The organism is Rathayibacter sp. PhB151 (genome assembly GCF_004366415.1).
Taxonomy (GTDB): domain Bacteria; phylum Actinomycetota; class Actinomycetes; order Actinomycetales; family Microbacteriaceae; genus Rathayibacter; species Rathayibacter festucae.
The window spans coordinates 188,518-214,916 of record NZ_SOEN01000008.1; the positions used below are offsets into that span (position 1 = coordinate 188,518).

A 26,399-nucleotide genomic window follows, 5' to 3' on the forward strand; every position below is an offset into this window, starting at 1 on the left:
ATCGAGCAGCCCGCGCAGCGGGCGCATCGAGATCCGCCGTCGCCGGGACTACCCCACCGCCGTCACCAGCACCAGCAGCAGCACTGCGGAACCGTTCAGCGTCGCGTGCGACACGATCGCCGCGCCGAGCCGGCCGGTCACCGTCGAGATCCAGCCGTGCGCCAGCCCGGCGATCACCGTCGTCGTCCCCAGCGTGACCACCGTCGCGGGGTTCACCATCTGGTGCCCGTGCAGCAGGGCGAAGACCAGCGTCGAAGCGATCACGCTGAACACCGCCGCCCAGACGCGCCGTCCGCGGGTCGGCGGTGCCGCATCGCCCTTCGTCCGCAGCATCCGGTTGCGGACCGCCCGCATGACGACCCCGCGACAGAGGATCTCCTCGACGATCGGAGCGACCAGCACCGGGATCATCACGGAGCTCAGCACGAACCACAGCGGATCGGGGTCGAGCTCGAGGTTGCTCTCCGCCTCGCCCAGCAGCGGCGAGAACACGATCAGCACGGCGACGATCGCGAGCCGCACGCCGATCCCCAGCCCGATGCCGATCGGCACGTCGATCCAGCGGAACCGCAGCCCGTAGTCGGCCGCGAGCGACCCCAGCCCGCGCAGCTTCGATGCGGCGAACGGGATGACGAGCGCGACCAGGTAGCTGGCGAACGACCCCGCGAACACGAGCCCGGGGGAGTAGGGCAGCACCCCGAAGCCGAACAGCACGATCAGCAGCGCGAGCGGCAGCACGATCCCGGCGATCGTCAGCGCCGCCGTCGGCAGCCCCCAGCGCACCCGCGGATCCGGCAGATAGAGGAGAGAGGAGTACGGAGCGTCGACCGACGGCTGCGGCTCGGGCGGCGGCGCCCACGCGAAGGCGGGCCCACCGTGCGGCGGCGCGGCGGCGATGGCAGGCGGCTCAGGGGCGACGGTCGACGGATCGGGCGGCGGAAAGGCGGCGGGATTCATGGCCCGCCCAGGCTACGCAGCCCAGCTGAGCGCCCGGAGCGCACCCCGGGCTCGCAGAACCACGTCCGGCTCGCAGGATCGAGCCGTTCTCGCGAGCCGAGGTCGATCCGACGAGCCGAGGATTCAGTAGGGGCGGGGATGCGCGAGAGCATCGGTGCCGCACGAGGACGAACCTCTCGGCCCCTCGGAAATGTTCGATTCTTTCGTTTCTCCCGAGTATCATCGACGGCATGAGCACGTCCACCGATCGACCGCGCGGTGCCCGCAAGGCCCAGACGTACCTCCCCGAGGCCGCCGCCCGGGACGAGATCCTCGACTTCGCCGCGCTGATGCGAGAGCTCGAGATCTTCCTCGCGCAGAACTCGTCGAAGGCGGCGCTCGTCGATCCCCAGGGCAGGGCCCGCCCCATCCCCGATGAGATCTTCCGCATCCTCGATCAGGTGACGAACTCCCTCGCCGCGGGCGAGGGCATCACGGTGGTCCCGCAGGGGACGACGATGACGACGCAGCAGGCCGCGGACTTCCTCGGGATCAGTCGCCCGACGCTGGTCCGCCTGCTGGAAGCGGGCGACATCGCCCATGACAAGCCCGGTCGTCACCGTCGGGTCCGGTTGGAGGACCTGGTCGCCTACCAGGCGGACTTCCGCGCCGAACGCCGCGCCGCGCTGCGCGAGCTGCGGCAGGCGAGTCTGAGCGCGAAGGTCCAGGTGGGCGATCCTGCCGCGGTGAAGCGGCGTGCGGAGCTCGACGCTGAGTGAGATTCCCGGCCTTCTTCGACACCAACGTCCTCTACGGCGCTCTGCTCAACGACGTCGTCCTCGAACTCGCTGATCGCGGGCTCTACCGGCCGCTGTGGTCGAAGGACGTCCTGTTCGAGCTCGCGAAGAACCTGGTGAAGAACGGGGAGGATCCGCGTCTCGTCGAGAAGCGCGTCGGGACGATGGAGCGCTACTTCGCCGACGCCATGGTCTCCGGCTACGACGACCTGGTACCGACGATGACGAACGACGAGAAGGATCGGCACGTCCTCGCGGCCGCCGTCCGTGGCGGCGCAGAGGTGCTGGTGATGTTCAATACGAAGGACTTCCCGCCGGAGTCCGTCGAGCCGTTCGACCTCGAGATCGTCCACCCCGACGCCTTCCTGCTGGACCAGCTCGACCTCTACCGCGCGCCGACGCTCCGCGCTCTGGTCGAACTCGTCGAGGGGTACGACTCTCCGGCGATGACGGTCGACGACTTCCTGCTCGCGCTCACCCGCGCCGGTGTGCCGGACTTCGTGGATGCCGTTCGGTCGAAGCTCTACTGACCCGTCCCGGAGGGGATCGAGCCAGAAGCGTCACGCGCCGGCCGCCGGACGGGGGCTCACGCGGCAGTCGTGCCGACCGTTAACGGAAGAAACCCCCACCATGTAGAAGCTAGGCGAGGGTTTCCGTGGCTCCGACGGGCGTCGATCCCGTGACCTCACGATTTTCAGTCGTGCGCTCTACCAACTGAGCTACAGAGCCGTTGCAGCCGAGGATGTCCGAGGACATCGATGCCGCGAGGAGACGAACGAGTCGTCTCCTGGAAAAGGCCCTTCCTCTCGGAAGGGCCTCTCTGCGACCCTGACGGGACTTGAACCCGCGACCTCCGCCGTGACAGGGCGGCACGCTAACCAGCTGCGCTACAGGGCCTCGTTGCGAAGACAAGCATACTGCCTTCGAGGCTGTTCGATTTTCACATCCCGTCCGTCTCCGGCCGTTCTGCGGTGGTGCTCTTCTCTTGCGGTGGTAGCCCTCATCCGTGACCCCAACGGGATTCGAACCCGTGCTGCCGCCGTGAAAGGGCGGTGTCCTAGGCCACTAAACGATGGGGCCGGAAGCTCGCCGGGGCGACCCTGCGGCCGACCCACCATGACTACCGACACGCAAGCATAGGGACAGCCGGCCGGATATGCAAAACCGGCCCTCGAGGGGCGCCGATCGCGGGTCGGCCGCCGGACGTCGATGCGCGCCTGTGCCCCGGACGGGCGACGCCGATCCCTAGGCGTACGGGGAGGGCTTGACTAGTGTGGGTCGGAATCGCCACTTCCTCGCGACGGAGCCGCACCGCTGCCGGGGGAGTAGTCCGTCTCCAGCACCGAGGTCCCATGATCCACTCTTCGCGCCGAAACCGCCCCGCACGCCGCTCCGGCGCGCCGCGGATCGGCCGTCTCCGCGGCACCGCCCTCGTCTCGGCCGCGGTGGCCCTGGTCGCGGGTCTGCTGGTCGCCACTCCCGCCCAGGCGGTCGAGTACCCCAGCTGGGCCGACGTCGAGGCGGCGAAGGGCAACACCCAGGCGGCGGCCGCGCAGGTGGACAGCATCCTCTCGCTCATCGACGGCCTGCAGAGCGAGGTCGCGGCGGCGCAGCAGGTCGCCGAGCAGCGCGGCGAGGAGTACTTCGCGGCGCAGCAGGACTTCGACGACGCCGCCGATCGGGCGAGCGAGCTCGAGGCCAAGGCCACCGCCAGTGCCGACCAGGCCGACGCCGCGACGCAGCAGGCGGGCCTCCTGGCCGCTCAGCTCTACCGCACCACCGGCACCGACCTCTCGGTCAACATCTTCCTCGACGGCGAGGGCGGCAAGGCCGACGACCTCCTCGGCCGCATCGGCAACATGACGAAGCTCGTCGAGCGCTCCAACGCCATCTACGAGCAGGCCAGCACCACCAAGAACGCCGCCGAGTCGCTCGGCGACCAGGCGAAGGTCGCGCAGGCCGAGCGGGAGAAGCTCCGCGTCGCCGCCGAGGCGAAGCTCGCCGAGGCCACGGCCGCGCAGGCCGCTTCGGAGGCGGCGCTCACCGAGCAGCAGAACCAGAGCATCGTGCTCGAGCAGCAGCTCGCTGCCCTCCGCGACACGGAGTCGACGACCGTCGCCGACTACGAGGCCGGCGTCGCCGCCCGCGAGGCCGAGCGCCAGCGCATCCTCGCCGAGCAGGAGGCCGCCCGTCAGGCGCAGGCAGAGATCGCTCGCCAGCAGGCGGCGGCCGCCCGAGAGGCCGCGGCCGCTGCGGCGGCAGCGGCTCCCTCCCGCGGATCCGGCGGCGGCGGTGGCTACAGCGCCCCGGTCGCCCCGTCCCCGGGCGGCGGCTCGACCGCGGTCGGCGACTCCGGCTGGGTGCGTCCCGCCGCGGGTCGGATCACCGGCACTTTCGGGCCGCGCGGCAGCCTCTCCACCGGCGGCGGCTCGACCAGCTCCTACCACCGCGGCACCGACATCGCCGGCGGCTGCGGCATTCCGATCTTCGCCGCCCACAGCGGGACGGTGACCTACGCCGGCTGGTTCGGCACCTACGGCAACTGGATCGAGATCAGCAACGGCGACGGCATCAGCACCGGCTACGCGCACATCATGCCCGGCGGCATCTACGTCAGCGTCGGCCAGCGGGTCGAGGCGGGCCAGCAGATCGCCGCCGTCGGCACCACCGGCGCCTCTACCGGCTGCCACCTGCACTACGAGACCCGCGTCAACGGCACCGCCGTCGACGCTCAGCCCTTCATGGCCGCACGAGGAGTCACACTTGGTTGACGCGCAGAAGACCGCCCGCAGCTTCACCCCCGCCCCGCGTGAGCGGGCCTGGAAGGGCCGTCTTCCGCTGGCGGTCTCGGCCGCCTTCGCGGTGACCGCCGTCACGGCGTCGCTCGGCATCGTGCCGGCTCAGGCGGACGACCCGTCGTACCCCTCGTGGGACGACGTGCAGAACGCGAAGACCGACGAGGCCAGCAAGCAGGCCGAGATCGACTCGATCACCGCGCTGATCGGCGGGCTGCAGACCTCGGTCGACGACGCGTCGCTCGTCGCGATGAAGAAGGCGGAGGCCTGGCGCCAGGCCCAGGAGGCGCTCGACGCCGCGGCCGCCGCCGTCACCGAGCTCGAGGACCGCGCGAACGCGGCGGCGTCGACGGCGCACACGTCGCAGATGCGTGCCGGCCTCCTCGCCGCGCACCTCTCCCGCTCCGCCGGCGGCGACCTCTCGATGAGCCTCGTCGCGAAGGGCCAGGACGCGGGCGATCTGCTGTACCAGCTCGGCGCGATGTCGCAGCTCTCCGAGCAGTCGCAGCGCGTCTACGCCGACGCCCTGGCCGACAAGCAGACCGCGGAGTCGCTCGCCGAGCAGGCCGACGTCGCCGTCGTCGAGCACCAGAAGCTGTCCGACGCCGCGGACGAGGCCCGCACGGGCGCCGACGCCGCCGCCGCCTCCGCCCGGAGCGCCCTCGCGGCGCAGGAGGCGAAGTCGGAGGAGCTCATCGCGCAGCTCGCGCTGCTCAAGGACTCCACCGTCGAGATCGAGACCGCGTTCCTCGCCGGCGAGCAGGAGCGCAAGGCCGCCGCGGCCGCTGCCGCCGCCGCCGCGAAGGCCGAGGCCGACGCGGCCGCCGCCCAGCCGGTCGCGCAGCCGTCGTCCGGGTCCTCGTCGGGAGGGTCCTCGTCGTCGGGCTCCTCGTCGACGGCTCCCCGCCCCGCGGCGCCGGCAGCGAGCCAGCCCTCGGCGCCGGTCCCGAACCAGCCGGTCGTCGAGCAGCCCGCCCCCCAGCCCGCCCCGCAGCAGCCGGTCGCTCCGGCGGCCCCTGCGCAGCAGCCCGCACCGCTCCCGGCGCCCGCAGCCCCGCAGCCCGCACCGGCGCCGGTGCAGAACCCCGCGCCGCAGCAGAACCAGGTCGAGACCGCGATCTCCTACGCGATGGCGCAGCTCGGCGAGCGTTACGTGCTCGGCGGCATGGGCCCGGACGTCTGGGACTGCTCGGGTCTGACCAAGCAGTCGTACGCGAGCGCCGGCGAGTACATCGGCACCCACTCCGCGACGAACCAGTACAACACCATGGCGAACGAGGGCAAGCTCGTCCCCTACAGCCAGCGTCAGCGCGGCGACCTGCTCTTCTGGTCCGACTCGCCCGGCGACTACTATCACGTCGCGATCTACCTCGGCGACGGCCAGATGATCGAGGCGCCGAACCCGAACTCGCCGGTGCGCGTGCACTCCATCTGGGGCACCCCGACCGGCATGGTCGGCCGCCCGACGGCGTAGCGCCGCCCGCGCGGCTCCGCCCGGGCAGCACCGCTCGAAGACACGAGAACCCGCCCCCTCGAGGCGCCGGCAGCAGCCGGTCGACTCGACGGGGCGGGTTCCGTCGTTCGGAGACCCGTGAGGGTCAGTGGCCCTCTTCGGCCAGCTTCTTGATGCCGTCCTGGACGATCTGCTCCGCCTCGGCGGCGTCGCCCCAGGCCTCGACCTTGACCCACTTGTTGGGCTCGAGGTCCTTGTAGCGCTCGAAGAAGTGCTTGATCTCGTTCTTGGTCTGCTCCGGGACGTCCGAGATGTCCTGGATGTGCTGCCAGCGCGGGTCCTTCGCGGGGACCACGATCACCTTGGCGTCGGAGCCGGCCTCGTCGCTCATGTTGAGCACGCCGACCGGGCGGACGGAGACGCCCACGCCCGGGAAGACGGGGTACTCGAGCAGCACCAGCGCGTCGACGGGGTCGCCGTCGAGGCCGAGGGTGTTCTCGAAGTAGCCGTAGTCCGTCGGGTAGACGAAGGAGGTGAAGAGCACGCGGTCGAGGTAGACGCGACCGGTCTCGTGATCGACCTCGTACTTGTTGCGGCTGCCCTTGGGGATCTCTACGACGACGTCGTATGCGGCCATGTTCGCTCCTTGAGTCGGTGGCGCCGCGGGCGGCGCATCGGCGGGTCGGACCGGCCGGGGGAGTGCGCGCGGACACGCGCGCTCGCAGGCCGGATCGCTGGCCTAACGTTACTTGATGTGCCCGATCGCCCCCGCCTGACTCCCGCCGTCGCCGACATCCGGCGCGCGGTGCGCGCGAGCCTCGACGAGCTCGATCCGGGGGCCCTGGTGCTCGTCGCGCTGAGCGGCGGAGCCGACTCGCTGGCCCTCGCGGCCGCGGTCGCCTTCGAGGCCGAGCGCGGCGGCCGGCGAGCCGGCGCGGTGATCGTCGACCACGGTCTCCAGGACGGCTCGGCGGAGGTCGCGCGACGCGCATCGGAGCAGGCGCACGCCCTCGGCCTCGCCCCCGTGCTGCGCGAGGTCGTGTCCGTGCTGCCGGACGGAGACGGTCCGGAGGCGGCGGCGCGCACGGCGAGGTACCGCGCCTTCGACGACGCGGTCGAGGCGACGGGTGCCGCGGCGGTCCTCCTCGCGCACACCCTCGACGACCAGGCCGAGACGGTGCTCCTCGGACTCGCACGCGGCGCTGGCGCGGCGAGTCTGCACGGCATGGCGGCGGTGAGCGGGGTGCTGCGGCGCCCTCTGCTCGGCGTCCGGCGCTCGAGCACCGTGGCGGCCTGCGCCGACGCCGGCCTCGAGCCGTGGAGCGATCCGCACAACGACGACCCGCGCTACACCCGCGTCCGCGTCCGCCGCTCGGTACTGCCGGTGCTCGAGGACGAGCTCGGCCCGGGAGTCGCCGAGGCGCTCGCCCGCACGGCCGACCAGCTCCGCGAGGACGGCGACGCGCTCGATGCGATGGCGCTCGACTGGGCGCTCGAGCTCGTCGGCCAGAACGACGACGGCCACGTCACGGTCGACGCGCGCGGCCTCGCCGCCGACCCCCCGGCGCTCCGCCAGCGCATCATCCGCCTCGTCGTGCAGAACGAGTTCGGCGTCGCCCTCTCCCGCGCCCAGACCCTCGCCGTCGCCGCCCTCGTCACCGACTGGCACGGCCAGAAGGGCGTCGACCTCCCCGGCGTCCGAGCCACCCGGGTATCCGCCACTCTCGTCTTCGCCCCCGTGTGATCTCCCCGCCGCGAGATGCCACTTGTGCACGCGACACGCCGTGGAAGGCGTGCACAAGTGGCATCTCGCGGAGGGGGGCAGGGCGCCCCCGCCCGTAGAGTGGCCGGGTGGAAGCAGCCGACATCGCCGACGACATCACCGAGGTCCTCTTCACCGAGGCCGAGATCCACGAGCGGATCCGCGACCTGGCACGCGCCATCGAGCGCGACTACGCCGGCGAGAACCTGCTCATCGTGGGGGTGCTCCGCGGTGCCGTCATGGTGATGGCGGACCTCGCCCGCGAGCTGAAGCTCGACATCGTGATGGACTGGATGGCCGTCTCCTCCTACGGCAGCAGCACCAAGTCCTCCGGCGTGGTGCGGATCCTCAAGGACCTGGACACCGACATCACCGACCGCAAGGTGCTGATCGTCGAGGACATCATCGACTCCGGCCTCACCCTCTCCTGGCTGCAGGGAAATCTGCGCAGCCGCGGCGCGGAGTCGGTCGAGATCTGCGCGCTCTTCCGCAAGCCCCGCGCCGCCAAGGTCGAGGTCGACGTCGCCTACGTGGGCTTCGACATCCCGAACGACTTCGTCATCGGCTACGGCCTCGACTACGCCGAGCGCTACCGCAACCTCCGCGATGTCGCGATCCTCGCTCCCCACGTCTACGCCTGACCGGTCCGGGGCCGACGCCCGCGCGGACGCGGCGCAGTCGAGCCTCGAGCGGCTGTTCGCCGTGCCGGTGCTCGGCTACCACGTGAGCTACCCGACGTCGCTGCGCGCGGATCTCGAGTTCGACTACTGGTGGCTCGCGCACGCGATCGACGCCGCGGTCGACGCTTTCGAGCGCACCGGCGACAGCGAGCACCTCGAGCGCGCCGCGCGGATCCACCGCGCCGTCCGGCTCCGCAACGGCGGACGGCTGGTCAACGGCTACTTCGACGACATGATGTGGCTCGGCGGCGCGCTGGCCCGCCTCGGCGAGGCGACGGGGGAGGGCCGCTGGCTCGACCGCGCGGACCGGCTCTGGCGCTTCGCGGTCGCGCGCGGCTGGAACCTCCGGCACGGCGCGAGCCTCGCCTGGCGCCGCCGCCAGCTCGACTACAAGAACGCGCCGGCGAACGGGCCGTTCGCAATCCTGGGTGCGCGGCTGGAGCGGCTCCGCCCCGACGGCCGGGAGGAGCTGTCCCGCGCCGCCTTCGACTGGCTGCACGTGCGCCTGCGCGACGACGACACCGGCTTCGTCGCCGACGGCATCGGCCGCGAGGGCGGCTCGGCCCGCGACGACTGGGCGTTCAGCTACAACCACGGCGTCTACATCGGGGCGGCGCTGGCGCTGCACCGGCTGCGTCCGGACGCACGGCTGCTCGCGCACGCCTCCCGGACCGCCGACGACCTGCTCACGCGCCTCGCGCCCGACGGCGTCTTCGTCGACCAGGGTGCGGGGGACGGCGCGCTCTTCGGCGGCATCGCCTACCGGCACCTGGTCGACCTCGCGACGGCGGACGGGGTCGACGCCGCGTCCGCCGCACGGATCCGCCGCTTCGTCACCGGCAGCGTCGACGCCCTCTGGCGCTCGAGCGAGCGAGGCGGGATCCTGCTCGCCGGACCGCGCTGGGACGCCCCGCCGACCCTGCCCGCGACGCTCTCGGCCGAGCTCGGCGCGGTCCTCGCGACGGAGGCGGCGGCGACCCTCGCACGGCGCACGGTGCGGGAGCCGGCGTCCGGCACAGCAGACTGAGAGCGTGAGAGCCCCTTCCGCGAGATCCACGGCCGCGCGACCCGTGGTCGCCGTCGTCATCAATCCGAGCAAGTTCGACGACGTCGGCGCCGCGCAGGACGTGGTCGCCACGGTCGCCCGCCGCGCCGGCTGGCGCGAGCCGCTCTGGTTCGAGACCAGCGTCGACGACTCCGGAGCCGGAGCCGCGCGCGCCGCCCTGGAGTCGGGCGCCGACCTCGTCTGCGCGATGGGCGGCGACGGCACCGTGCGCGCGGTCGCCTCGGTGCTGCGCGGCACGAACGTCCCCTACGGCCTGCTGCCCAGCGGCACCGGCAACCTGCTCGCCCGCAACCTCGGGATCCCGCTCGGCGCGCTCGCCGACGCGGTCGAGATCGCGCTGCTCGGACAGGACCGGGCGATCGACGTCGGCACGGCGACCTTCGACGACGGCGAGGAGCGCGTCTTCATGGTGATGGGCGGCGTGGGCCTGGACGCCGAGATCATGGACAAGACCGACGACGAGCTGAAGAAGCGCGTCGGCTGGGGCGCCTACGTGGCGGCGGGTGCCGAGGTGATGTTCAAGGCCGGCTTCGAGGTGACGCTGACCATCGACGGCAAGCCGGAGCCGCCGACCCGCACCCTGATGGTGCTGGCCTGCAACTGCAGCTCGGTCGTGGCGAACATCGAGCTCGCCGCCGGCGCGGTCCTCGACGACGGCGACCTCGAGCTGGTGCTGCTGCGCCGCCGCTTCGGCCTCGCCCTCGACGTCGCGACCGGCAACCGCAACGGCCTCGCGTCGCTGCACCAGTGGCCGGGGCGAGAGTTCTCCTTCTCGCTCGACCAGCCCGTGCTCGCCGAGCTCGACGGCGATCCGATCGGCCGCACCACGAGCGGCCGCTTCAGCGTCGACCCCGGCGCACTGCTCGTCCGCCTGCCCGTGCCCACCCCGAAGAGCCCGGGCCTCACCCCGCACGACACCCTCGTGATCGACACCACCGAGATCGCGACCATCCTCGCCGCCGAGCCCGACGGAGCCTGAGACCCGCCCGCCCGCCGCGGTGGGTCCACCGGGGAGAGACGCCCGCCGACATGCTGGTCGAGTAGCCCCGGAGGGGCGTATCGAGACCCCGCGTCGTCAGCAGGGCGGTCTGCAGACTTCCCTCTTGGCCACGGTGGATCTCGATACGCCCGCTGCGCGGGCTACTCGATCAGCATGAAGGGGGAGTGCTACTGTCTCCCTCTCATGCTGGTCGAGTAGCCCCGGAGGGGGCGTATCGAGACCCGGCGTCGTCAGCAGAGATGTCTGCAGACTCGTCTTCTGACGCTGGTGGATCTCGATACGCCCGCTGCGCGGGCTACTCGATCAGCATGGAGGCGGCTCAGGCCGCCGGACCAGCATGGCCGGGCCGACGTCCGCGCCGTCCCATGCTGGTCGAGTAGCCCCGGAGGGGCGTATCGAGACCCGGCGTCGTCAGCAGGGAGGTCTGCAGACTCGACGTCCTGTGCCGGTGGATCTCGATGCGCCCGCTGCGCGGGCTGCTCGATCAGCAGGAGAGCGATGCGGCTGCTCGCTCAACGGGGGGGGGGGGCTTCCTCCGACTCCTTTACGGTTGTAATGTAGATTACGAACGTAAAGGAGGCACCATGGCCGACCCCCGCCTCGCCCGCTCGCGCGAGCAGCTGATCGCCGCGATCACGGTCGCGCTCGACCACCCCGGCGACGACCAGCCGTCGATCACCGACCTCTGCTCGGCCGCCCGCGTCAGCCGGCCGACCTTCTACCAGCATTTCGGCGACGTGCCCTCGCTGGTCGAGGCCGCCGCGCTCGAGCGGATGCACGCGCTGTTCGCCGCCGTCGTGCCGCCCTCGCCGCAGGACGACTGGGAGACCGCGGTGCCCCGCGTCGTCCGCGGCCTGCTCTCGGGGCTGCTCGAGCACGCCGACTTCTACCGCCGCGCGCTGAGCGGTGGCACCGCCCGCTCCGTCCAGGAGTCGGTCGTCGCCTTCCTCGCCCAGCGGCTGCTCGCCTTCTCGCCGCTGGCCGCGCAGGAGGCGGGCGACCGCGCCCGGGTCGAGCGCTTCGCCGTCTTCCTCGCCGCCGGGACCGTCTGGCTCGTCGTCGGCTGGCTGCTCGACGGCGACGACCGCCGCCCGGTCGCCTCCGCCTCGGCCGAGATCGCCGAGCTCCTCGTCACCGGAGTCGCATCGCCGCGGCTCACCGCCCCCGCCACCGACTCCTCGAAGTAGAAGGACCATGCCCGCCTCCGCCGCCCGCCGCTCACCCCGGCTCCTCCACCGTCTGCGCTCCGTCTCCCCGCGCCTCGTCGTCGTCTTCTCCGCGATCGCGCTCATCCCGCTGATCTACGCGGGACTGCTGACCTCGGCCAACCTCGACCCCACCCACCACCTCGACTCGGTCCCCGCGGCGATCGTGAACGAGGACACCGGCGCGACCGCCGCCGACGGCTCGGCCCTGGCGCTCGGCGACGCGCTGACCGACGAGCTGACGACGAGCACCTCCGCCTCGAACTTCGACTGGACGCGGACCGACGCCGACGAGGCCGCGAGCGAGCTCGCCTCCGGCGCCGTCTACGCGGTGCTGACCGTGCCGGCCGGCTTCTCGGCCGACGTCGCCTCCGTCGGCGGGGACGATCCGTCGGCCGCGACCGCGGCCCGGCTGTCGATCGCGACGAACGACGGCGCCAACCTGATCGTCGGCAACATCGCCGCGACGATCGGCAGCACGGTGACCCAGACCCTCGAGAAGCAGGTCGGTGCGGAGTACCTGAAGAACGTCTACGTCGGCTTCACGGACGTGCACGACAGCCTGGAGCAGGCCGCCGACGGCGCGACGCAGCTCGCCGACGGCGCGGCCGCCGCGTCGAGCGGCTCGGACGAGCTCGTCGTCGGTCTCGAGCAGCTGCAGGACGGCACCGCGCAGCTCGCCACCGGGGCGGACTCGCTCCGCGCCGGGGCCGGCTCCGCCGCGGACGGAGCGGCCACCCTCTCCTCCGGGCTTCAGCAGCTCGCCGACGGGACGGCCGCGCTGCCGTCGTCCGCCGCCGCGCTGAACACCGGAGCGCAGTCGGTCGCCACGGGTGCGCAGTCGCTCGACGGTGGAGCCGCGGACCTGGCGACCGGAGCGGCGACCCTCGCCGACGGCACCGCCGCGCTGTCCTCCGGAGCGGCGACAGCCGCGACCGGCGCGCAGTCCCTCGCCGAGGGCGCCTCCTCCGTCTCCGACGGCGCGACGGCGGCGCTCGCCGGCGCCGGGACGCTGCGCGACGGCTCGGCGGCGCTGGCCGCGAGCACTCCCGCCCTGGCCACCGGAGCGGCGACGGTCGACACCGGCCTCCGGTCGCTGATCGCGGGCTATGGCACTCTCACCGACACCGAGCGACTCGCCCTCCTCACGCAGCTCGAGTCGGGAGCCGCCGGAGTATCGGCCGGAGTGACCGCCGCGGACCAGGGCGCGCAGACCCTCGCCGCCGGGTCCTCGGCGCTCGTCGGCGACTCCTCGGGCGGGCTGACCGCGCTCGCCGCGGGCGCCGCCTCCGTGTCCTCCGGAGCCGCCGACCTCACGACCGGTGTGCAGTCGCTCGCCTCCGGAGCCGCGTCCGCCGACTCCGGCGCGCAATCGCTCAGCACCGGGGCGCAGTCCCTCGCGACCGGCGCCGCCTCCCTCGACTCCGGAGCGGCGCAGGTCGCCGCCGGCACCGGCACCCTCGCCGGCAGCGTCGGCCCGCTGACGACCGGCCTCGACTCCGCCGCGAGCGGGGCCGGCGCGCTCGCCTCGGGTACCGCCTCGCTCGCCTCCGGCTCCGACGCCCTCGCCACCGGTGCCGACACCGCGGCGCAGGGCTCCGCGGACGCCGCGACCGGCGCGGGCAGCCTCGCCTCGGGGGTCGACTCCCTCGCCTCCGGTTCCGAGACGCTGTCCGGGAAGCTGGCCGACGGGGCCGCCGAGGTCCCGTCCTACACGGCGGACCAGGCGGACGCGCTCAGCGCCGTCGCCGCGGCCCCCGTCGCTCTCGACACCGAGCGCCTGAACCGCGTGCCCGAGTACGGCTCCGGACTCGCGCCGTACTTCATGGCTCTCGCGCTCTGGGTCGGCGCCCTCGCCTTCTACCTGATGAGCGCACCGCTGAGCGAGCGTCTGCTCGCCGCCCGCCGGCCCGCCTGGGTGATCGCGCTGCGCAGCTACCTGCCCGGTGCGCTGATGGCCGTGGCGCAGGGCGTGCTCGCCGCGCTGGTGATCCGCTTCGGCGTCGGCGTCGAGATGGCGCAGCTCCCGGCGCTGATGGGGATCGCGGTCCTCACCAGCCTGACCTTCGTCGCGATCAACCAGGCGCTGATCGCCCTGCTCGACGCACCCGGCCGCTTCCTCGCGCTGCTGCTGATCGTGCTCCAGCTCTCCTCGGCCGGCGGCACCTACCCGATCGAGACGGCGCCCGCCTTCTTCCAGGCCGTGCACGGGGTGCTGCCGCTGACCTACACGGTCGAGGCGTTCCGCTCCCTGATCGCGGGCGGCAGCATCGGCGTCGCGAACGCCGTGCTGGTGCTCTCGCTCTGGCTGCTCGGCGCCCTCGCCGTCACCGTGCTGGCCGCCGCCCGCCGCCGCCGCGGCCTGACGCCGGCGCTGCGCGACCCGGAGCCCCTGCTCGAGACGGCGTGACCCGAGCGGCCCAGCACGGGCGACCGCGCACGCCTCACGCTGGTCGGCACGCGCTCATGCTGGTCGATCAGCCCCGCAGGGGCGTATCGAGACCCGCTGTCTTCCGCAGGGCGGGTCTGCAGCCTCGGCTTCTGGCGCTGGTGGATCTCGATACGCCCGCTGCGCGGGCTGCTCGATCAGCATGGAGAGGGGGCCGAGCGCCCAGCCCGCGCTTCCTCCGCCCAGGGCGAACGCGTGGCGCGCGCTCAGAGAGCGGGAGGTAGCCTGACACTCACATTTCCTCGTCAGAAAGGTGCCGGGCCTGCGCCCGCAACATTCATGAACGTCAAGCGCATCTTCCGGGGTCCCATTCTCTACGTCGTCCTCGCGATCGTGGCGGTCTGGATCGGCTCCTCGCTGATCACGATGTCGGGCTTCCGGCAGATCAGCACGCAGGAGGGGCTCCAGCTCCTCTCCGACGGCAAGGTCGACTCCGCGAAGATCGTCGACGGCGAGCAGCGCGTCGACCTGACCCTCGCGCAGGACGACGGCGACAACGGCAAGCAGGTGCAGTTCTACTACGTGGCACCGCGCGGCGCCGAGGTCGTGGACGCGGTCACCACCGCCGCCCCGTCCGACGGCTACGACGACGAGGTCCCGCAGACCAACTGGTTCCTCTCCGCGCTCGGCTTCCTCCTCCCGATCCTCCTGATCGGCGCGTTCTTCTGGCTGATGCTCTCGGGCATGCAGGGCGGCGGCAACCGCGTCATGCAGTTCGGCAAGTCGAAGGCGAAGCTGGTCTCGAAGGAGTCGCCCAAGGTCACGTTCGGCGACGTCGCCGGCGCCGACGAGGCGATCGAGGAGCTGCACGAGATCAAGGAGTTCCTCAAGGAGCCCGCCAAGTTCCAGGCCGTCGGCGCGCGGATCCCGAAGGGCGTCCTGCTCTACGGCCCTCCCGGCACCGGCAAGACCCTGCTGGCCCGCGCCGTCGCGGGTGAGGCGGGCGTCCCCTTCTACTCGATCTCCGGCTCCGACTTCGTCGAGATGTTCGTCGGCGTCGGCGCGAGCCGCGTCCGCGACCTGTTCCAGCAGGCCAAGGAGAACTCGCCGGCCATCATCTTCGTCGACGAGATCGACGCCGTCGGCCGCCACCGCGGCGCCGGCATGGGCGGCGGCCACGACGAGCGCGAGCAGACCCTCAACCAGCTCCTGGTCGAGATGGACGGCTTCGATGTCAAGACCAACGTCATCCTGATCGCGGCGACCAACCGCCCCGACATCCTCGACCCCGCGCTGCTGCGCCCGGGCCGCTTCGACCGCCAGATCGGCGTCGACGCCCCCGACATGCTCGGCCGCAAGAAGATCCTCGAGGTGCACGGCCGCGGCAAGCCGCTCGCCGGCGGTGTCGACCTCGAGGTCGTCGCCCGCAAGACTCCGGGCTTCACCGGCGCCGACCTCGCGAACGTCCTCAACGAGGCCGCGCTGCTCACGGCCCGCTCCAACGCGCAGCTGATCGACAACCGCGCGCTCGACGAGGCGATCGACCGCGTCATCGCCGGTCCGCAGCGCCGCACCCGCGTCATGCGGGACAAGGAGAAGCTGATCACGGCGTACCACGAGGGCGGCCACGCCCTGGCCGCCGCGGCGATGCGCCACACCGACCCCGTCACGAAGGTCACGATCCTCCCGCGCGGCCGAGCCCTCGGCTACACGATGGTCCTGCCGCTCGAGGACAAGTACTCGACCACCCGCAACGAGCTGCTCGACCAGCTCGCCTACGCGATGGGCGGCCGCGTCGCGGAGGAGATCGTCTTCCACGACCCGACCACCGGCGCCTCGAACGACATCGAGAAGGCGACCTCGATCGCCCGCAAGATGGTCACCGAGTTCGGCATGTCCTCGAACGTGGGCGCCGTGAAGCTCGGCTCCTCCTCGGGCGAGATGTTCCTCGGCCGCGACATGGGCCACCAGCGCGACTACTCCGAGCAGGTCGCCGAGCGCGTCGACCTCGAGACCCGGCAGCTGATCGAGCAGGCGCACGACGAGGCCTGGCAGGTCATCAACGCCAACCGCGACATCCTCGACCGCCTCGCCGCCGACCTCCTCGAGAAGGAGACCCTCGACCACGACCAGCTGGCCGAGATCTTCAAGGACGTCCGCAAGATCGACGAGCGCCCGCAGTGGCTCTCGAGCGACAAGCGCCCGCTCTCCGATCTCCCGCCGATCGCCATGCCGCCGGCCAAGGCGCCGATCGACGCCGGCGCCACCGACGGCGCGGTCGTCTCGGAGAGCTCCGAGCCCGCCGCCCCGCAGCGGCCGCCGCTGATCAACCCGCGCCCGACGACGGCGTAGCAGGACCGTGCCGGTCGACAGGGCGCGCATCGAGGCCGCCGTCGCCGAGCTCCTCGCGGCCATCGGGGAGGACCCGGGCCGCGAGGGGCTCTCGACGACCCCGCAGCGCTTCGCCGACTCCTACGAGGAGTTCTTCGGCGAGTTCGACCTCGACCCGGCCTCGCACCTCGCCGAGACCTTCGCGGTCGTCGAGGAGGGGGAGCAGCCGCCCGCCACGCAGACCGTGGTCGTCCGCGATCTCGCGTTCCGCTCCGTCTGCGAGCACCACCTGCTGCCGTTCGCCGGCGTCGCGCACATCGCCTACCGGGCGGGCGAGCGGGTCGTCGGCCTCGGCAAGCTCCCGCGGGTCGTCGAGACCGTCGCGTCCAGGCCGCAGCTGCAGGAGCGGCTCACCGAGCAGATCGCGGACGTCCTCGACGCCGGTCTCTCGCCCGAGGGCGTCCTGGTCGTCGTCGACGCCGAGCACGGCTGCGTCCGGCTGCGCGGCGCGCGCCAGAGGGCCAGCTCGACCGTCACCGTCGCCGCCCGCGGCACCCTCGCCGACCCCGCCGCGCGCGCCGAGATCATCGCGCTGATCGGCGCCGCCCGGGAGGCCTGACGTGGGCCTCGCCGTCACCGATCTCGCACCCGGCCATCGCGCCGCGCTCCTCGGGATCCTCAACGTCACCCCCGACTCCTTCAGCGACGGCGGTCGCTGGCTGTCCGTCGACGACGCGGTCGAGCACGGACTCACGATGACCCGCTCCTCCGGCGACGGCCCGGCGTCCTTCGGCGCCGACCTCGTCGATGTCGGCGGGGAGTCGACCCGCCCCGGCGCCGCGCGCGTCGACGCCGCGGCCGAGCAGGGGCGCGTGCTGCCGGTGGTCCGCGCGCTCGCGGCCGAGGGCGTCCGGGTCAGCATCGACACCATGAGCGCCGCGACCGCGGAGGCCGCTCTGGACGCGGGCGCGGTCGTCGTCAACGACGTCTCCGGCGGACTCGCCGACCCGGCGATGCTCCCGCTCGTCGCCGAGCGCGGCGCGGTCTACATCGCCATGCACTGGCGCGGTCACAGCGCCGGCATGACGGAGCTCGCCTCCTACGCCGACGTGGTCGCCGAGGTGCGCTCCGAGCTGGAGCGCCGCGTGGACGCCGCCCGTGCGGCGGGCATCCGCGACGAGCACCTGATCCTCGATCCCGGACTCGGCTTCGCGAAGGACGGCGGCCACGACTGGGCGCTGCTCGCGCACCTCGACGCGATTGTCTCGCTGGGCCTTCCCGTGCTGGTCGGCCACTCCCGCAAGCGCTTCCTCGCGCCCTTCGCTCCCGCCGGCTCGACCGCGGCGGAGCGCGACGACGTGACGGCGCTGCTGAGCCTCGCCGCCGTCGACCGCGGCGCCTGGGGCGTCCGGGTGCACGACGTCCGCTCGAGCGCCCGCGCCCTCGCGCTCGGCGCCCGCCTCCAGGAGGAGCTCCCGTGACCGACCCCGCCCGCTCCGCCGCGACGCCGCCGGCCCTCGACGCCGCCGCGCTCGCGCTGCGCGACTCGATCACCCTCACGGGCCTGCGGGTGCGCGCGCACCACGGGGTCTTCGACTTCGAGCGCGAGAACGGCCAGGACTTCGTGATCGACGCCACGGTCTGGCTCGACCTCGCTCCCGCGGCGGGCGGCGATGCGCTGGCCGAGACGGTGCACTACGGCGAGCTGGCGATCGCCCTCGCCGACGCCGTCACCCGCGACCCGGTCGACCTGATCGAGACCGTCGCGGAGCGCCTGGCCGCGGTCGCGCTGAGCTTCGCCGCCGCCGAGGTGGTCCGGATCACCGTGCACAAGCCCGACGCGCCCATCCCGCTGCCGTTCGACGACGTCGCCGTGCAGATCACCCGGGTCCGCCCGTGAGGCCGCGGCAGCAGCGGCTGCTGCCCGAGCGCCGGGTCGTCCTCGCCCTCGGCAGCAACCTGGGCGACCGGCTCGCGCACCTGGAGACCGCCGTGCGCGCGCTCGCGACGACGCCCGGGCTCCGCCTGGACGGGGTGTCGAAGGTGGTCGAGTCGCCGGCCTGGAAGCTCGACGGCGCCGACGAAAACGCGCCCGCCTACTTCAACGCCGTCGTGATCGGCTCGACGACGCTCGAGCCCGACGACCTGCTCGCCGCGACGGCCGCGATCGAGCGCGCGGGCGGCCGGATCCGCGGCGACGGCGAGGAGCGCTGGGGCGACCGCACGCTCGACATCGACGTGATCGCGGTCGGCGGCGTCGTCCGCGACGACGCGCAGCTCACGCTCCCGCACCCCCGCGCCGGTGAGCGCGCCTTCGTGCTCGAGCCGTGGCTCGACGTGGAGCCGCACGCCGTCCTGGCGGGGCGCGGCCCGGTCGCCGAGCTGCGCGCCCGCGCGACGGACCGGGTGACCGACCGGCCCGAGGCGATAGCGTGGCAGCGCCCGCGAACCTCCGAGACCGCCCCCGGCCCCGGCCGCACCGACTCCGAGAGCAGCACTCCGTGAAGCGCACCCGCATCAGCTCCCTGCTCGGCCTGGCCCTCGTCGGCGCGGTCGCCGGCTTCCTGATCGACCTGGCCATCGCCTCCGCGGGACGCCCGGTGCTGATCCCGCCGCTCACCGTCCCGCTCACGCTCGTGGTGGTCGCGGCGCTGGTGATCGGCTTCGCGATCCCGATCCACCGCGCGACCAAGGGGACGCTCCGCCGCCCCATCGACCCGTTCCGCGCGATGCGCGTCGTCGTGCTGGCGAAGGCGTCGAGTCTCGTCGGCGCCCTGCTGCTCGGGGCCTCCGGCGGGGTGCTCGTCTACCTGCTGAGCCGGCCCGTGGTGCCTTCGCTAGGCTCCGTGTGGCAGGACGTGGCCGCCATCGTCGGTGCGATCGTCCTGCTGGTGGCCGGTCTGGTCGCCGAGCACCTGTGCACCATCCCGCCGACCGACGACGACGACCCCGCTGTCGGCGAGGTGAACCACGCCTGACGCCGACGCCCGCTCGGACGCCGGCAGGGAGGACGTCATCATGGCCGACGACCAGGAGGCGACCCCCGCGACCGTTCCGGAGCCGCTGAGCCGGCGTGAGGCGCGGAGCCGCGAGGCGGCGCTCGAGCAGCAGCGCGAGTCGGTCCGGCCCGTGGACGATGCGCTTCAGCCGGAGCCGGACGCGGTTCGGCCGGGGCGTGACGCGGTCCAGCCGGAGGGTGTCCGGCTCGACTCCGTCGGTCCCGAGCGCGCGACCGGTGGCCGCCTCGACCTGGCCGGTCCGTGGCGGCGCGTCTCGCCGAAGTACGTGGCCGTCGAGGTCGTCTCGGCCGTCGTCTCCAGCGTGGTGCTCCTCGCCATTCCGACCTTCCTGCTGCTGATCGGCGTCGACTGGGCCTGGATCCTCGTCGTCGCGGCGGCGATCCTCGCCGTCACGCTGCTGATCGTCGCCCCCCGCCGCGCCCGCGCGTACGGCTACCGGCTGCGCGAGGACGACCTGCTCTTCCGGCGCGGCATCATGTTCCAGCGCTTCGTCTCGGTGCCCTACGGCCGCATGCAGCTGATCGACGTCAACCGCGGCCCGCTCGCCCGCGCCCTCGGCCTGGCCGACCTGCGCTTCGTGACCGCCGCCGCGGCGACCGGTGTCAGCATCCCCGGGCTCGTCGACGGCGACGCCGAGGAGCTGCGCGATCGGCTCGTCGAACTGGCGGAGTCGCGCCGGGCCGGCCTGTGAGCGAGGCTCCTGCGGCCGTCCGCGGCATCGAGACCGACCTCGCCGACGGCGAGTGGCATCGCCTGCACCCCGCGACACCGGTGCTCAAGGGCGGGATCGGCCTGCTGGTGGTCCTCGGCATCCTGATCACCAATCTCCGCGAGCGCCTGCTCGAGCTCTTCCTCCCCGGCCCGGGCGATTACGAGAGCGGCGACCCGGTCGACGCCTTGATCGATCGCGGGCTGATCGGCTGGGCGCTGCTCGCCGTGGCGGCCGGTCTCGCCGTCGCCGTGTTCGCCTTCTGGCTGTCCTGGCGGATGCACACCTTCCGCATCACCGACGAGATCGTCGAGGTGCGCTCGGGAGTGCTCTTTCGCACCAACCGGCGCGCGCGGCTCGACCGCATCCAGGGCATCGCCGTGCAGCGCCCGCTGTTCGCCCGGCTCTTCGGCGCGGCCAAGCTCGAGGTCAGCGTCGCCGGGCAGGACGCGAACGTGCAGCTCTCCTACCTCGGCTCGCGGCTGGTCGACGCGCTGAGGCGCGACATCCTGCGGCTGGCGTCGGGGGTGCGCGAGCGGGAGGCGGTCGCGGGGGAGGCGCCGGCCGGCGGCTTCCTCGCGCGCCGGCTGGAGGAGTTCGCCGAGCCGGAGGAGCAGGCTCCGCCCGAGTCGGTCGTCTCCATCCCGCCCGGGCGGCTGCTCGGCTCCCTGGTGTTCAGCGGCTTCACCGTCTTCCTGGTGGTGGCGATCGTGGCAGTCGTGCTCACCTCGGTCTACGGCTCGCCCTACGTGCTGATCGCGATCCTGCCCGGCCTGATCGGCTCCGGCAGCTACTACATCCGCCAGTTCGTCCGCTCGCTGCGCTACTCGATCGCCGCGACGCCGGACGGCGTGCGCGTCGGCTACGGGGTGCTCTCGACCAGCAGCGACACCCTGCCGCCCGGCCGGATCCACGCGGTGGAGATCACCCAGCCGCTGCTCTGGCGGCCGTTCGGCTGGTGGCAGGTGAAGATCGACCGGGCCGGCCACGCGGCCTCGCGCGGTGCGAACGGCGAGCCGAACACCACGATCCTCCCGGTCGGCGACCTCGCCGCCGTCGAGCGCGTGCTCGCGCTGCTGCTGCCCGGCGACGACGAGGGCGCCGAGGCGACGCCGGTCGGCGACGCGCTGCGCCGCCGGGACGCTCCGGGCTTCACCAGCGCGCCCCGTTCGGCGATGCTGCTCCGGCCGTTCTCCTGGCGGCGCACCGGCTTCCGGCTGGCGGAGGACGTCGTGGTCCTGCGCAGCGGAGCCGTCTGGCGCCGCGTCACGGTCGTTCCGCTCGCCCGGATGCAGAGCGTCGGCGTCCAGCAGGGGCCGCTGCAGCGCATGCTCGGGCTGGCCTCGGCGCGCGTGCACACGGTCGCCGGCCCGGTCACGCCGCTGGTGCCGGTGATGAGCGTCAGCGACGGAATCGCCTTCTTCGAGAGCGTGGGCCGCGCCGGGACCGCCGCGGCCGAGCGCGACGCCAGCCACCACTGGGGGCGGCGCGCCGCCGCCGCTCCGACGCCCCGCGACGCGTGGGCCGCACCCGAGGGGGACCCGTATGCCTGACGCCCGCCGCGACGGACGCCTCGGCGTCGGGATCATCGGGGCCGGACCCGTCGGCCCGGTGCTCGGTGCCGCGCTCGCCAACGCCGGGCACGCCGTGGTCGGCGTCGCCACGACGAGCGACGCCGGCCGCGAGCGCGTCGACGCCCTGCTGCCCGGCGCTCCGGTGCTCGCGATCCCCGATCTCGTCGAGCGGAGCGAGCTGGTGATCATCGCCGTCCCCGGCGCCGAGATCGCGGCCCTCGTGGCGGGCCTCGCCGCGACCGGGGCCTGGCAGCCCGGGCAGCTCGTGCTGCACACCGCGGCGGAGCACGGCTTCGGCGTGCTCGCGCCCGCCCTGGCGTCGGGCGTCATCCCGCTCGCGGTGCACCCGGCGATGACGTTCACCGGCACCAGCCTCGACCTGGCGCGCCTCGCCGAGACCTACTTCGCCGTGACCGCACCCGGCCCGGTGCTGCCGATCGCACAGGCCCTCGTCGTCGAGATGGGCGGCGAGCCGGTCACCGTCGCGGAGGCGGACCGCCCCGCCTATGCCGAGGCGGTCTCGACCGCCACCACTTTCTCGACCGCCATCGTCGAACAGGCCGCCGGCCTCCTCGCCGGCATCGGCGTCGACAAGCCCGGCTTCTTCCTCTCCAGCCTCGTCCGCTCCTCCGTCGACGACGCCCTCCGCCGCGCGGCCGGCTGACGCCCGCCCTCCCTTGCCGGCGGATCTCGATACGCCCGCTGCGCGGGCTACTCGATCAGCATGAACGACGCCCGCTGCGCGCGGTACTTGAGCAGCGCTGCAAGCGCCCCCCCATGCTGGTCGAGTAGCGCCGCAGGCGCGTATCGAGACCCGCCGTCATCAGCAGGGCGGGTCTGCAGACTCCTGCTCTGACGCCGGTGGATCTCGATACGCCCGCTGCGCGGGCTACTCGATCGGCATGGGGGGGAGGGTGCCCGCGGCGCGGGCTCCTCGATCACCGGACTCCGCCTCGCCGGTAGGGTTCTCGGGTGATCAGCACCATCGAACGCATCGGCGAGCTCCGGGAGACCCTGCGGGAGGCGCGGCGCGGCGGGGCGCGGATCGCCCTCGTGCCGACCATGGGCGCGCTGCACGACGGGCACCTCGCGCTCGTCGACCGGGCGCGGGAGATCGCGGACATCGTCGTCGTCTCGATCTTCGTGAATCCGCTGCAGTTCGGCCCGAACGAGGACCTCGACCGCTACCCGCGCGACCTCGCGGCCGACGTCGCCCTGCTCGAGGAGCGCGGCGTCGCCCACGTCTTCGCGCCGAGCGTCGCCGAGATGTACCCGGACGGCCCCTCCTCCACCCGCGTCGTCGCCGGGAAGGTCGGCTCGCTCTACGAGGGCCGCTCGCGCCCCGGCCACTTCGACGGCATGCTGACCGTCGTCTCGAAGCTCCTGCACATCGTCCAGCCGGACGTCGCGATGTTCGGGCAGAAGGACGCGCAGCAGCTCTTCCTCGTCCGCCGGATGGTGCGCGACCTCGATCTGCCCGTCGCGATCGAGGGCGTGGCCACGGTCCGCGAGGAGGACGGCCTCGCGCTCTCCAGCCGCAACCGCTACCTCGACGCCCGCGAGCGCCGGGCCGCCCGGACGATCCCGCTCCTGCTCGAGGCCGCGGCCTCCGCCGCCGATCGCGGCATCGACGCCGTGATCGCCGCCGCGCAGTCCGCCTCGATGGGCGAGCCGCTGGTTAAGCTGGACTACCTCGTCGTCGCGAACCCGGCGACGCTCCTGCCGGTCGACGACGACCACCGCGGCCCGGCCCTCGTGCTCGTCGCCGCGGTCGTCGGCTCCACCCGGCTCCTCGACAACGGCCCGATCCTGCTCGCCTGATCGCGCCCGCCGCCTCCAACCGAAAGCACCCGCGTTCTGACATGGTCGACACCCCCGGCGCCCCCGTGCCCCCGTCCGAGCCCACGCCCGAGGAGGCCTCCGAGCAGAAGGCCGTCCGCCTGGCCAAGCGCGAGCGCCTGATCGAGCTGGCCGGCGACGACCTCGGCGGCGGCGCCTACCCGGTGTCCGTCGCGGTCACCGACACCATCGCCGCGGTGCGCGCGCGCCACGAGGGCATCGAGCCCGACGTCAAGACCGGCGAGCGGGTCGGCCTCGCCGGCCGCGTCGTCTTCCAGCGCAACACCGGCAAGCTCTGCTTCGCGACGCTGCAGGCCGGCGACGGCTCGCGGATCCAGGCGATGGTCTCGCTCGGCGACGTCGGCGAGGAGTCGCTGGCGAGCTGGAAGGAGCTCGTCGACCTGGGCGACCACCTCTTCGTCGCCGGCGAGGTGCTCTCCAGCAAGCGCGGCGAGCTCTCCGTCTGGGTGTCGGAGTGGAGCATCGCGGCCAAGGCGATCCTCCCGCTGCCGAACCTGCACAACGAGCTCGGCGACGAGACCCGGATGCGCCAGCGCTACCTCGACCTGATCGTGCGCCCGCAGGCCCGCGAGACCGTCATCGCCCGCTCGACCGTCAACGCATCGCTCCGCAAGACCTTCGTCGACCACGGCTTCCTCGAGGTCGAGACCCCGATGCTCCAGGTGATGCACGGCGGCGCCTCCGCCCGCCCGTTCGCCACGCACTCGAACGCCTTCGACACCGAGCTCTACCTCCGCATCGCGCCCGAGCTCTACCTCAAGCGCGCCGTCGTCGGCGGCATCGACCGGGTCTTCGAGATCAACCGCAACTTCCGCAACGAGGGCGCCGATTCGACGCACTCGCCCGAGTTCGCGATGCTCGAGGCGTACCAGGCCTACGGCGACTACTCGAGCATCGCCGACCTCACCCAGGAGCTGATCCAGAACGCGGCGCTCGCCGTCGCCGGCTCGCACGTGGTCACCTGGGCCGACGGCACCGAGTACGACCTCGGCGGCGAGTGGGACCGCATCTCGATGTACGAGAGCCTCTCGCTGGCCGCCGGCATCGCGATCACCCCGCAGACCCCGCTGGTCGAGCTCGAGACGCTCGCCGCGCGCGAGGGTGTCGAGGTGCACGTGCCCACCCACGGCAAGTACGTCGAGGAGCTCTGGGAGCACTTCGTCAAGGGCGGCCTCGTCCGGCCCACCTTCGTGATGGACTTCCCCGTCGACACCTCGCCGCTGGTGCGCGCGCACCGCAGTGTCCCGGGCGTCGTCGAGAAGTGGGACCTCTACGTCCGCGGCTTCGAGCTGGCCACCGGCTACTCCGAGCTGATCGACCCGGTCGTCCAGCGCGAGCGCTTCGTCGAGCAGGCGCTCCAGGCCGCGGCCGGCGACGACGAGGCGATGCGCCTCGACGAGGACTTCCTCCGCGCGCTCGAGCACGGCATGCCCCCGACCGGCGGCATGGGCATGGGCATCGACCGGCTGCTGATGGCCGTCACCGGTCTCGGGATCCGCGAGACCATCCTCTTCCCGCTGGTCAAGTAGGTTCGAGGCGTGGTCAGGGCATCCAGCATCGTCGCGACGGTCGTCGCCGGCGTCCTCACCCTCGCGCAGTTCGGCGTGGGCGCGGCGGTCGCCGGCTCGGTGCTCGTCGACTCCGCCGACGTGGGCCGTGCGCTGGCGGATCAGCGGGCGGCGGAGTCGTTCACCCCCGACGGCACGATCACCGGTTTCGCGGACCGCACAGCGATGTCCACCCGCGGCCGCGCCCTCTACTTCGCCTCGAACCCCTCGGTCGAGCCGACGGCCGGCTTCAACGCGCTCTGCGGCTACGGCGCCTCCGACGAGATCGTGCTCGGCTGCTACACCGGCAGCGACATCTACATCTCCGACGTCGAGAACCCCGACCTCGACGGGATCCGCGACGTGACCGCCGCCCACGAGATGCTGCACGCCGCGTGGGTGCGGATGGACGCCGCCGAGCAGGCCGAGGTCGGCGCGCAGCTCGAGGCGGCCTACGCCGCCCTGCCGCAGGACGGCCCGATCGCCGAGCGCCTGGAGCTCTACCGCACCGGAGGCCTGGGCGAGCGCGTCAACGAGCTGCACTCGATCCTCGGCACCGAGGTCGCCGACCTGCCGCCCGCGCTCGAGGCGCACTACGCCGAGTACTTCGCCGACCGCTCGATCGTGGTCGGTCTGAACGCCCAGTACGAGGCGGTCTTCACCGACCTCGAGGACCGCATCACCGAGCTGGTCGCCCGCATCGACGCGATGTACGCGGACCTCACCGCGCGCATCGACGCCAACAACGCCGAGTACGACGCGCTGAACGCCGAGATCGACTCCTTCAACGCCCGGGCGGACAGCGGCGACTTCGCCTCGGACGCCGCCTTCGACGCCGAGCGGGCCGACCTGCTCGCGCGGGGCGAGGCGATCGACGCCACCCGTGCCGCGATCGACGCGGACATCGCGGTCTACGACGGCCTGCGCACCGAGCTCGAGGGGCTGAACGCCGACGCGTCGGCCCTCAACCGGTCGATCGAGAGCAGCTGAGCCGCGCCGGGCGGCCGGGGGAGCGATCCGGCCGGCCCCGTTCGCTGAGCGGCCGCTCCGGGCCCGCTCCCGGCCGGGCCCGGTAGGATCGCCCCCATGGACTGGGAGCTGTGGAATCAAGGACTGTGGGCACTCGTGCCGACCGTCACCATCGGGCTCCTCTTCTGGTTCATCATGCGCGCGCTCATCCGCTCGGACCGCAACGAGCGCCGCGCCTACGACCGCATCGAGGCGCAGGAGCGGGCCCGCCGCGGTCTGCCCCCGCGCGACGCGGCGTAGAGCCCG

General features: G+C 73.0%; 25 protein-coding genes and 3 tRNA genes. 23 read left to right on the plus strand and 5 right to left on the minus strand.

The features are described 5' to 3' along the window. Nucleotides 1-48 precede the first annotated feature (48 nt). On the minus strand, nucleotides 49-957 hold the full coding sequence (locus EDF35_RS14570) for a type II CAAX endopeptidase family protein (RefSeq protein ID WP_133962866.1): 909 nt from the start codon (nucleotides 955-957) through the stop codon (nucleotides 49-51). 230 nt (nucleotides 958-1,187) lie between these two features. Here EDF35_RS14570 and EDF35_RS14575 point away from each other — a divergent pair, with 230 nt between their 5' ends. Then, nucleotides 1,188-1,715, plus strand: a complete 528-nt coding sequence (locus EDF35_RS14575; protein ID WP_123705537.1) for a helix-turn-helix domain-containing protein — start codon at nucleotides 1,188-1,190, stop codon at nucleotides 1,713-1,715. Then, on the plus strand, nucleotides 1,712-2,263 hold the full coding sequence (locus tag EDF35_RS14580; protein WP_123705536.1) for a PIN domain-containing protein: 552 nt from the start codon (nucleotides 1,712-1,714) through the stop codon (nucleotides 2,261-2,263). The genes EDF35_RS14575 and EDF35_RS14580 overlap by 4 nt, the downstream gene beginning before the upstream one ends. Nucleotides 2,264-2,389: 126 nt before the next feature. Here EDF35_RS14580 and EDF35_RS14585 read toward each other — a convergent pair. From EDF35_RS14585 to EDF35_RS14595, 3 genes are all read right to left on the minus strand, one after another. Next, nucleotides 2,390-2,462 (minus strand) — tRNA-Phe (locus EDF35_RS14585). Between the two features lie 94 nt (nucleotides 2,463-2,556). Beyond that, a tRNA-Asp gene (locus EDF35_RS14590) sits at nucleotides 2,557-2,630 on the minus strand. A gap of 110 nt (nucleotides 2,631-2,740) precedes the next feature. Then, a tRNA-Glu gene (locus tag EDF35_RS14595) sits at nucleotides 2,741-2,813 on the minus strand. A gap of 272 nt (nucleotides 2,814-3,085) precedes the next feature. On the opposite strand from EDF35_RS14595, the gene EDF35_RS14600 reads away from it, so the two are divergent. Then, the gene (locus EDF35_RS14600; protein ID WP_243839997.1) at nucleotides 3,086-4,504 is read left to right on the plus strand and encodes a peptidoglycan DD-metalloendopeptidase family protein; all 1,419 of its coding nucleotides are present in this window, start codon (nucleotides 3,086-3,088) and stop codon (nucleotides 4,502-4,504) included. Next, the gene (locus EDF35_RS14605) at nucleotides 4,497-6,002 is read left to right on the plus strand and encodes a C40 family peptidase (protein WP_123705535.1); all 1,506 of its coding nucleotides are present in this window, start codon (nucleotides 4,497-4,499) and stop codon (nucleotides 6,000-6,002) included. Before EDF35_RS14600 ends, EDF35_RS14605 begins: the two co-directional genes overlap by 8 nt. A 124-nt stretch (nucleotides 6,003-6,126) precedes the next feature. Here the strand turns inward: EDF35_RS14605 and ppa are convergent, their stop codons facing one another. Continuing rightward, nucleotides 6,127-6,618: an inorganic diphosphatase gene (gene ppa, locus EDF35_RS14610; protein ID WP_123446811.1), complete on the minus strand. Its 492-nt coding sequence runs from the start codon at nucleotides 6,616-6,618 to the stop codon at nucleotides 6,127-6,129. Between the two features lie 117 nt (nucleotides 6,619-6,735). On the opposite strand from ppa, the gene tilS reads away from it, so the two are divergent. The 19 genes from tilS to EDF35_RS14705 all read left to right on the plus strand — a co-directional run bounded on the left by tilS (nucleotide 6,736) and on the right by EDF35_RS14705 (nucleotide 26,393). Beyond that, entirely contained in the window at nucleotides 6,736-7,725 is a 990-nt protein-coding gene (tilS, locus tag EDF35_RS14615) for a tRNA lysidine(34) synthetase TilS (protein ID WP_123705534.1), read from the plus strand. A 107-nt stretch (nucleotides 7,726-7,832) separates the two neighbouring features. Next, entirely contained in the window at nucleotides 7,833-8,384 is a 552-nt protein-coding gene (hpt, locus tag EDF35_RS14620; RefSeq protein ID WP_123446809.1) for a hypoxanthine phosphoribosyltransferase, read from the plus strand. Beyond that, complete coding sequence (locus EDF35_RS14625) at nucleotides 8,350-9,450, plus strand: glycoside hydrolase family 76 protein (protein WP_123705533.1); 1,101 nt, start codon at nucleotides 8,350-8,352, stop codon at nucleotides 9,448-9,450. Before hpt ends, EDF35_RS14625 begins: the two co-directional genes overlap by 35 nt. A 4-nt stretch (nucleotides 9,451-9,454) precedes the next feature. Further along, on the plus strand, nucleotides 9,455-10,468 hold the full coding sequence (locus EDF35_RS14630) for a diacylglycerol kinase family protein (protein WP_123705532.1): 1,014 nt from the start codon (nucleotides 9,455-9,457) through the stop codon (nucleotides 10,466-10,468). A 605-nt stretch (nucleotides 10,469-11,073) separates the two neighbouring features. After that, nucleotides 11,074-11,676: a TetR/AcrR family transcriptional regulator gene (locus EDF35_RS14635; RefSeq protein ID WP_123446805.1), complete on the plus strand. Its 603-nt coding sequence runs from the start codon at nucleotides 11,074-11,076 to the stop codon at nucleotides 11,674-11,676. A gap of 7 nt (nucleotides 11,677-11,683) precedes the next feature. Continuing rightward, the gene (locus EDF35_RS14640; protein ID WP_133962867.1) at nucleotides 11,684-14,104 is read left to right on the plus strand and encodes a YhgE/Pip domain-containing protein; all 2,421 of its coding nucleotides are present in this window, start codon (nucleotides 11,684-11,686) and stop codon (nucleotides 14,102-14,104) included. A 318-nt stretch (nucleotides 14,105-14,422) separates the two neighbouring features. After that, nucleotides 14,423-16,435 carry an ATP-dependent zinc metalloprotease FtsH gene (gene ftsH / locus EDF35_RS14645; protein ID WP_123705529.1) on the plus strand — a complete coding sequence of 671 codons (2,013 nt, stop codon included), beginning with the start codon at nucleotides 14,423-14,425 and terminating at the stop codon, nucleotides 16,433-16,435. Between the two features lie 7 nt (nucleotides 16,436-16,442). Continuing rightward, a complete protein-coding gene (gene folE, locus EDF35_RS14650; protein WP_123446802.1) occupies nucleotides 16,443-17,033 on the plus strand; it encodes a GTP cyclohydrolase I in 591 nt (196 codons plus the stop codon). Between the two features lies 1 nt (nucleotide 17,034). Continuing rightward, complete coding sequence (gene folP / locus EDF35_RS14655) at nucleotides 17,035-17,895, plus strand: dihydropteroate synthase (protein WP_123705528.1); 861 nt, start codon at nucleotides 17,035-17,037, stop codon at nucleotides 17,893-17,895. Continuing rightward, complete coding sequence (gene folB / locus EDF35_RS14660) at nucleotides 17,892-18,314, plus strand: dihydroneopterin aldolase (protein WP_243839998.1); 423 nt, start codon at nucleotides 17,892-17,894, stop codon at nucleotides 18,312-18,314. Before folP ends, folB begins: the two co-directional genes overlap by 4 nt. Then, on the plus strand, nucleotides 18,311-18,919 hold the full coding sequence (folK, locus tag EDF35_RS14665) for a 2-amino-4-hydroxy-6-hydroxymethyldihydropteridine diphosphokinase (protein WP_133962868.1): 609 nt from the start codon (nucleotides 18,311-18,313) through the stop codon (nucleotides 18,917-18,919). The genes folB and folK overlap by 4 nt, the downstream gene beginning before the upstream one ends. Further along, on the plus strand, nucleotides 18,916-19,392 hold the full coding sequence (locus tag EDF35_RS14670; RefSeq protein ID WP_123446799.1) for a DUF3180 domain-containing protein: 477 nt from the start codon (nucleotides 18,916-18,918) through the stop codon (nucleotides 19,390-19,392). Before folK ends, EDF35_RS14670 begins: the two co-directional genes overlap by 4 nt. 40 nt (nucleotides 19,393-19,432) lie before the next feature. Then, nucleotides 19,433-20,125 carry a PH domain-containing protein gene (locus EDF35_RS14675; protein WP_133962869.1) on the plus strand — a complete coding sequence of 231 codons (693 nt, stop codon included), beginning with the start codon at nucleotides 19,433-19,435 and terminating at the stop codon, nucleotides 20,123-20,125. Next, the gene (locus EDF35_RS14680; RefSeq protein ID WP_133962870.1) at nucleotides 20,122-21,696 is read left to right on the plus strand and encodes a PH domain-containing protein; all 1,575 of its coding nucleotides are present in this window, start codon (nucleotides 20,122-20,124) and stop codon (nucleotides 21,694-21,696) included. The genes EDF35_RS14675 and EDF35_RS14680 overlap by 4 nt, the downstream gene beginning before the upstream one ends. Continuing rightward, entirely contained in the window at nucleotides 21,689-22,381 is a 693-nt protein-coding gene (locus EDF35_RS14685) for a DUF2520 domain-containing protein (protein WP_123705524.1), read from the plus strand. Before EDF35_RS14680 ends, EDF35_RS14685 begins: the two co-directional genes overlap by 8 nt. A 320-nt stretch (nucleotides 22,382-22,701) precedes the next feature. Then, complete coding sequence (panC, locus tag EDF35_RS14690) at nucleotides 22,702-23,538, plus strand: pantoate--beta-alanine ligase (protein WP_243840019.1); 837 nt, start codon at nucleotides 22,702-22,704, stop codon at nucleotides 23,536-23,538. Between the two features lie 41 nt (nucleotides 23,539-23,579). Then, nucleotides 23,580-25,106: a lysine--tRNA ligase gene (gene lysS, locus EDF35_RS14695; RefSeq protein ID WP_133962872.1), complete on the plus strand. Its 1,527-nt coding sequence runs from the start codon at nucleotides 23,580-23,582 to the stop codon at nucleotides 25,104-25,106. 9 nt (nucleotides 25,107-25,115) lie between these two features. Continuing rightward, on the plus strand, nucleotides 25,116-26,114 hold the full coding sequence (locus EDF35_RS14700; protein ID WP_133962873.1) for a hypothetical protein: 999 nt from the start codon (nucleotides 25,116-25,118) through the stop codon (nucleotides 26,112-26,114). A gap of 96 nt (nucleotides 26,115-26,210) precedes the next feature. Continuing rightward, complete coding sequence (locus EDF35_RS14705) at nucleotides 26,211-26,393, plus strand: hypothetical protein (RefSeq protein ID WP_123446793.1); 183 nt, start codon at nucleotides 26,211-26,213, stop codon at nucleotides 26,391-26,393. Nucleotides 26,394-26,399: the final 6 nt, after the last annotated feature.

What these genes read in the sequence shown, in the direction of transcription:
- EDF35_RS14575 (WP_123705537.1), top strand. Translation starts at nt 1,188, where the DNA reads ATGAGCACGTCCACCGATCGACCGCGCGGTGCCCGCAAGGCCCAGACG.
- lysS (WP_133962872.1), top strand. Translation starts at nt 23,580, where the DNA reads ATGGTCGACACCCCCGGCGCCCCCGTGCCCCCGTCCGAGCCCACGCCC.
- EDF35_RS14625 (WP_123705533.1), top strand. Translation starts at nt 8,350, where the DNA reads ATGTCGCGATCCTCGCTCCCCACGTCTACGCCTGACCGGTCCGGGGCC.
- EDF35_RS14685 (WP_123705524.1), top strand. Translation starts at nt 21,689, where the DNA reads ATGCCTGACGCCCGCCGCGACGGACGCCTCGGCGTCGGGATCATCGGG.
- EDF35_RS14640 (WP_133962867.1), top strand. Translation starts at nt 11,684, where the DNA reads ATGCCCGCCTCCGCCGCCCGCCGCTCACCCCGGCTCCTCCACCGTCTG.
- ftsH (WP_123705529.1), top strand. Translation starts at nt 14,423, where the DNA reads ATGAACGTCAAGCGCATCTTCCGGGGTCCCATTCTCTACGTCGTCCTC.
- EDF35_RS14570 (WP_133962866.1), bottom strand. Translation starts at nt 957, where the DNA reads ATGAATCCCGCCGCCTTTCCGCCGCCCGATCCGTCGACCGTCGCCCCT.
- EDF35_RS14705 (WP_123446793.1), top strand. Translation starts at nt 26,211, where the DNA reads ATGGACTGGGAGCTGTGGAATCAAGGACTGTGGGCACTCGTGCCGACC.
- EDF35_RS14675 (WP_133962869.1), top strand. Translation starts at nt 19,433, where the DNA reads ATGGCCGACGACCAGGAGGCGACCCCCGCGACCGTTCCGGAGCCGCTG.
- EDF35_RS14635 (WP_123446805.1), top strand. Translation starts at nt 11,074, where the DNA reads ATGGCCGACCCCCGCCTCGCCCGCTCGCGCGAGCAGCTGATCGCCGCG.
- EDF35_RS14600 (WP_243839997.1), top strand. Translation starts at nt 3,086, where the DNA reads ATGATCCACTCTTCGCGCCGAAACCGCCCCGCACGCCGCTCCGGCGCG.
- ppa (WP_123446811.1), bottom strand. Translation starts at nt 6,618, where the DNA reads ATGGCCGCATACGACGTCGTCGTAGAGATCCCCAAGGGCAGCCGCAAC.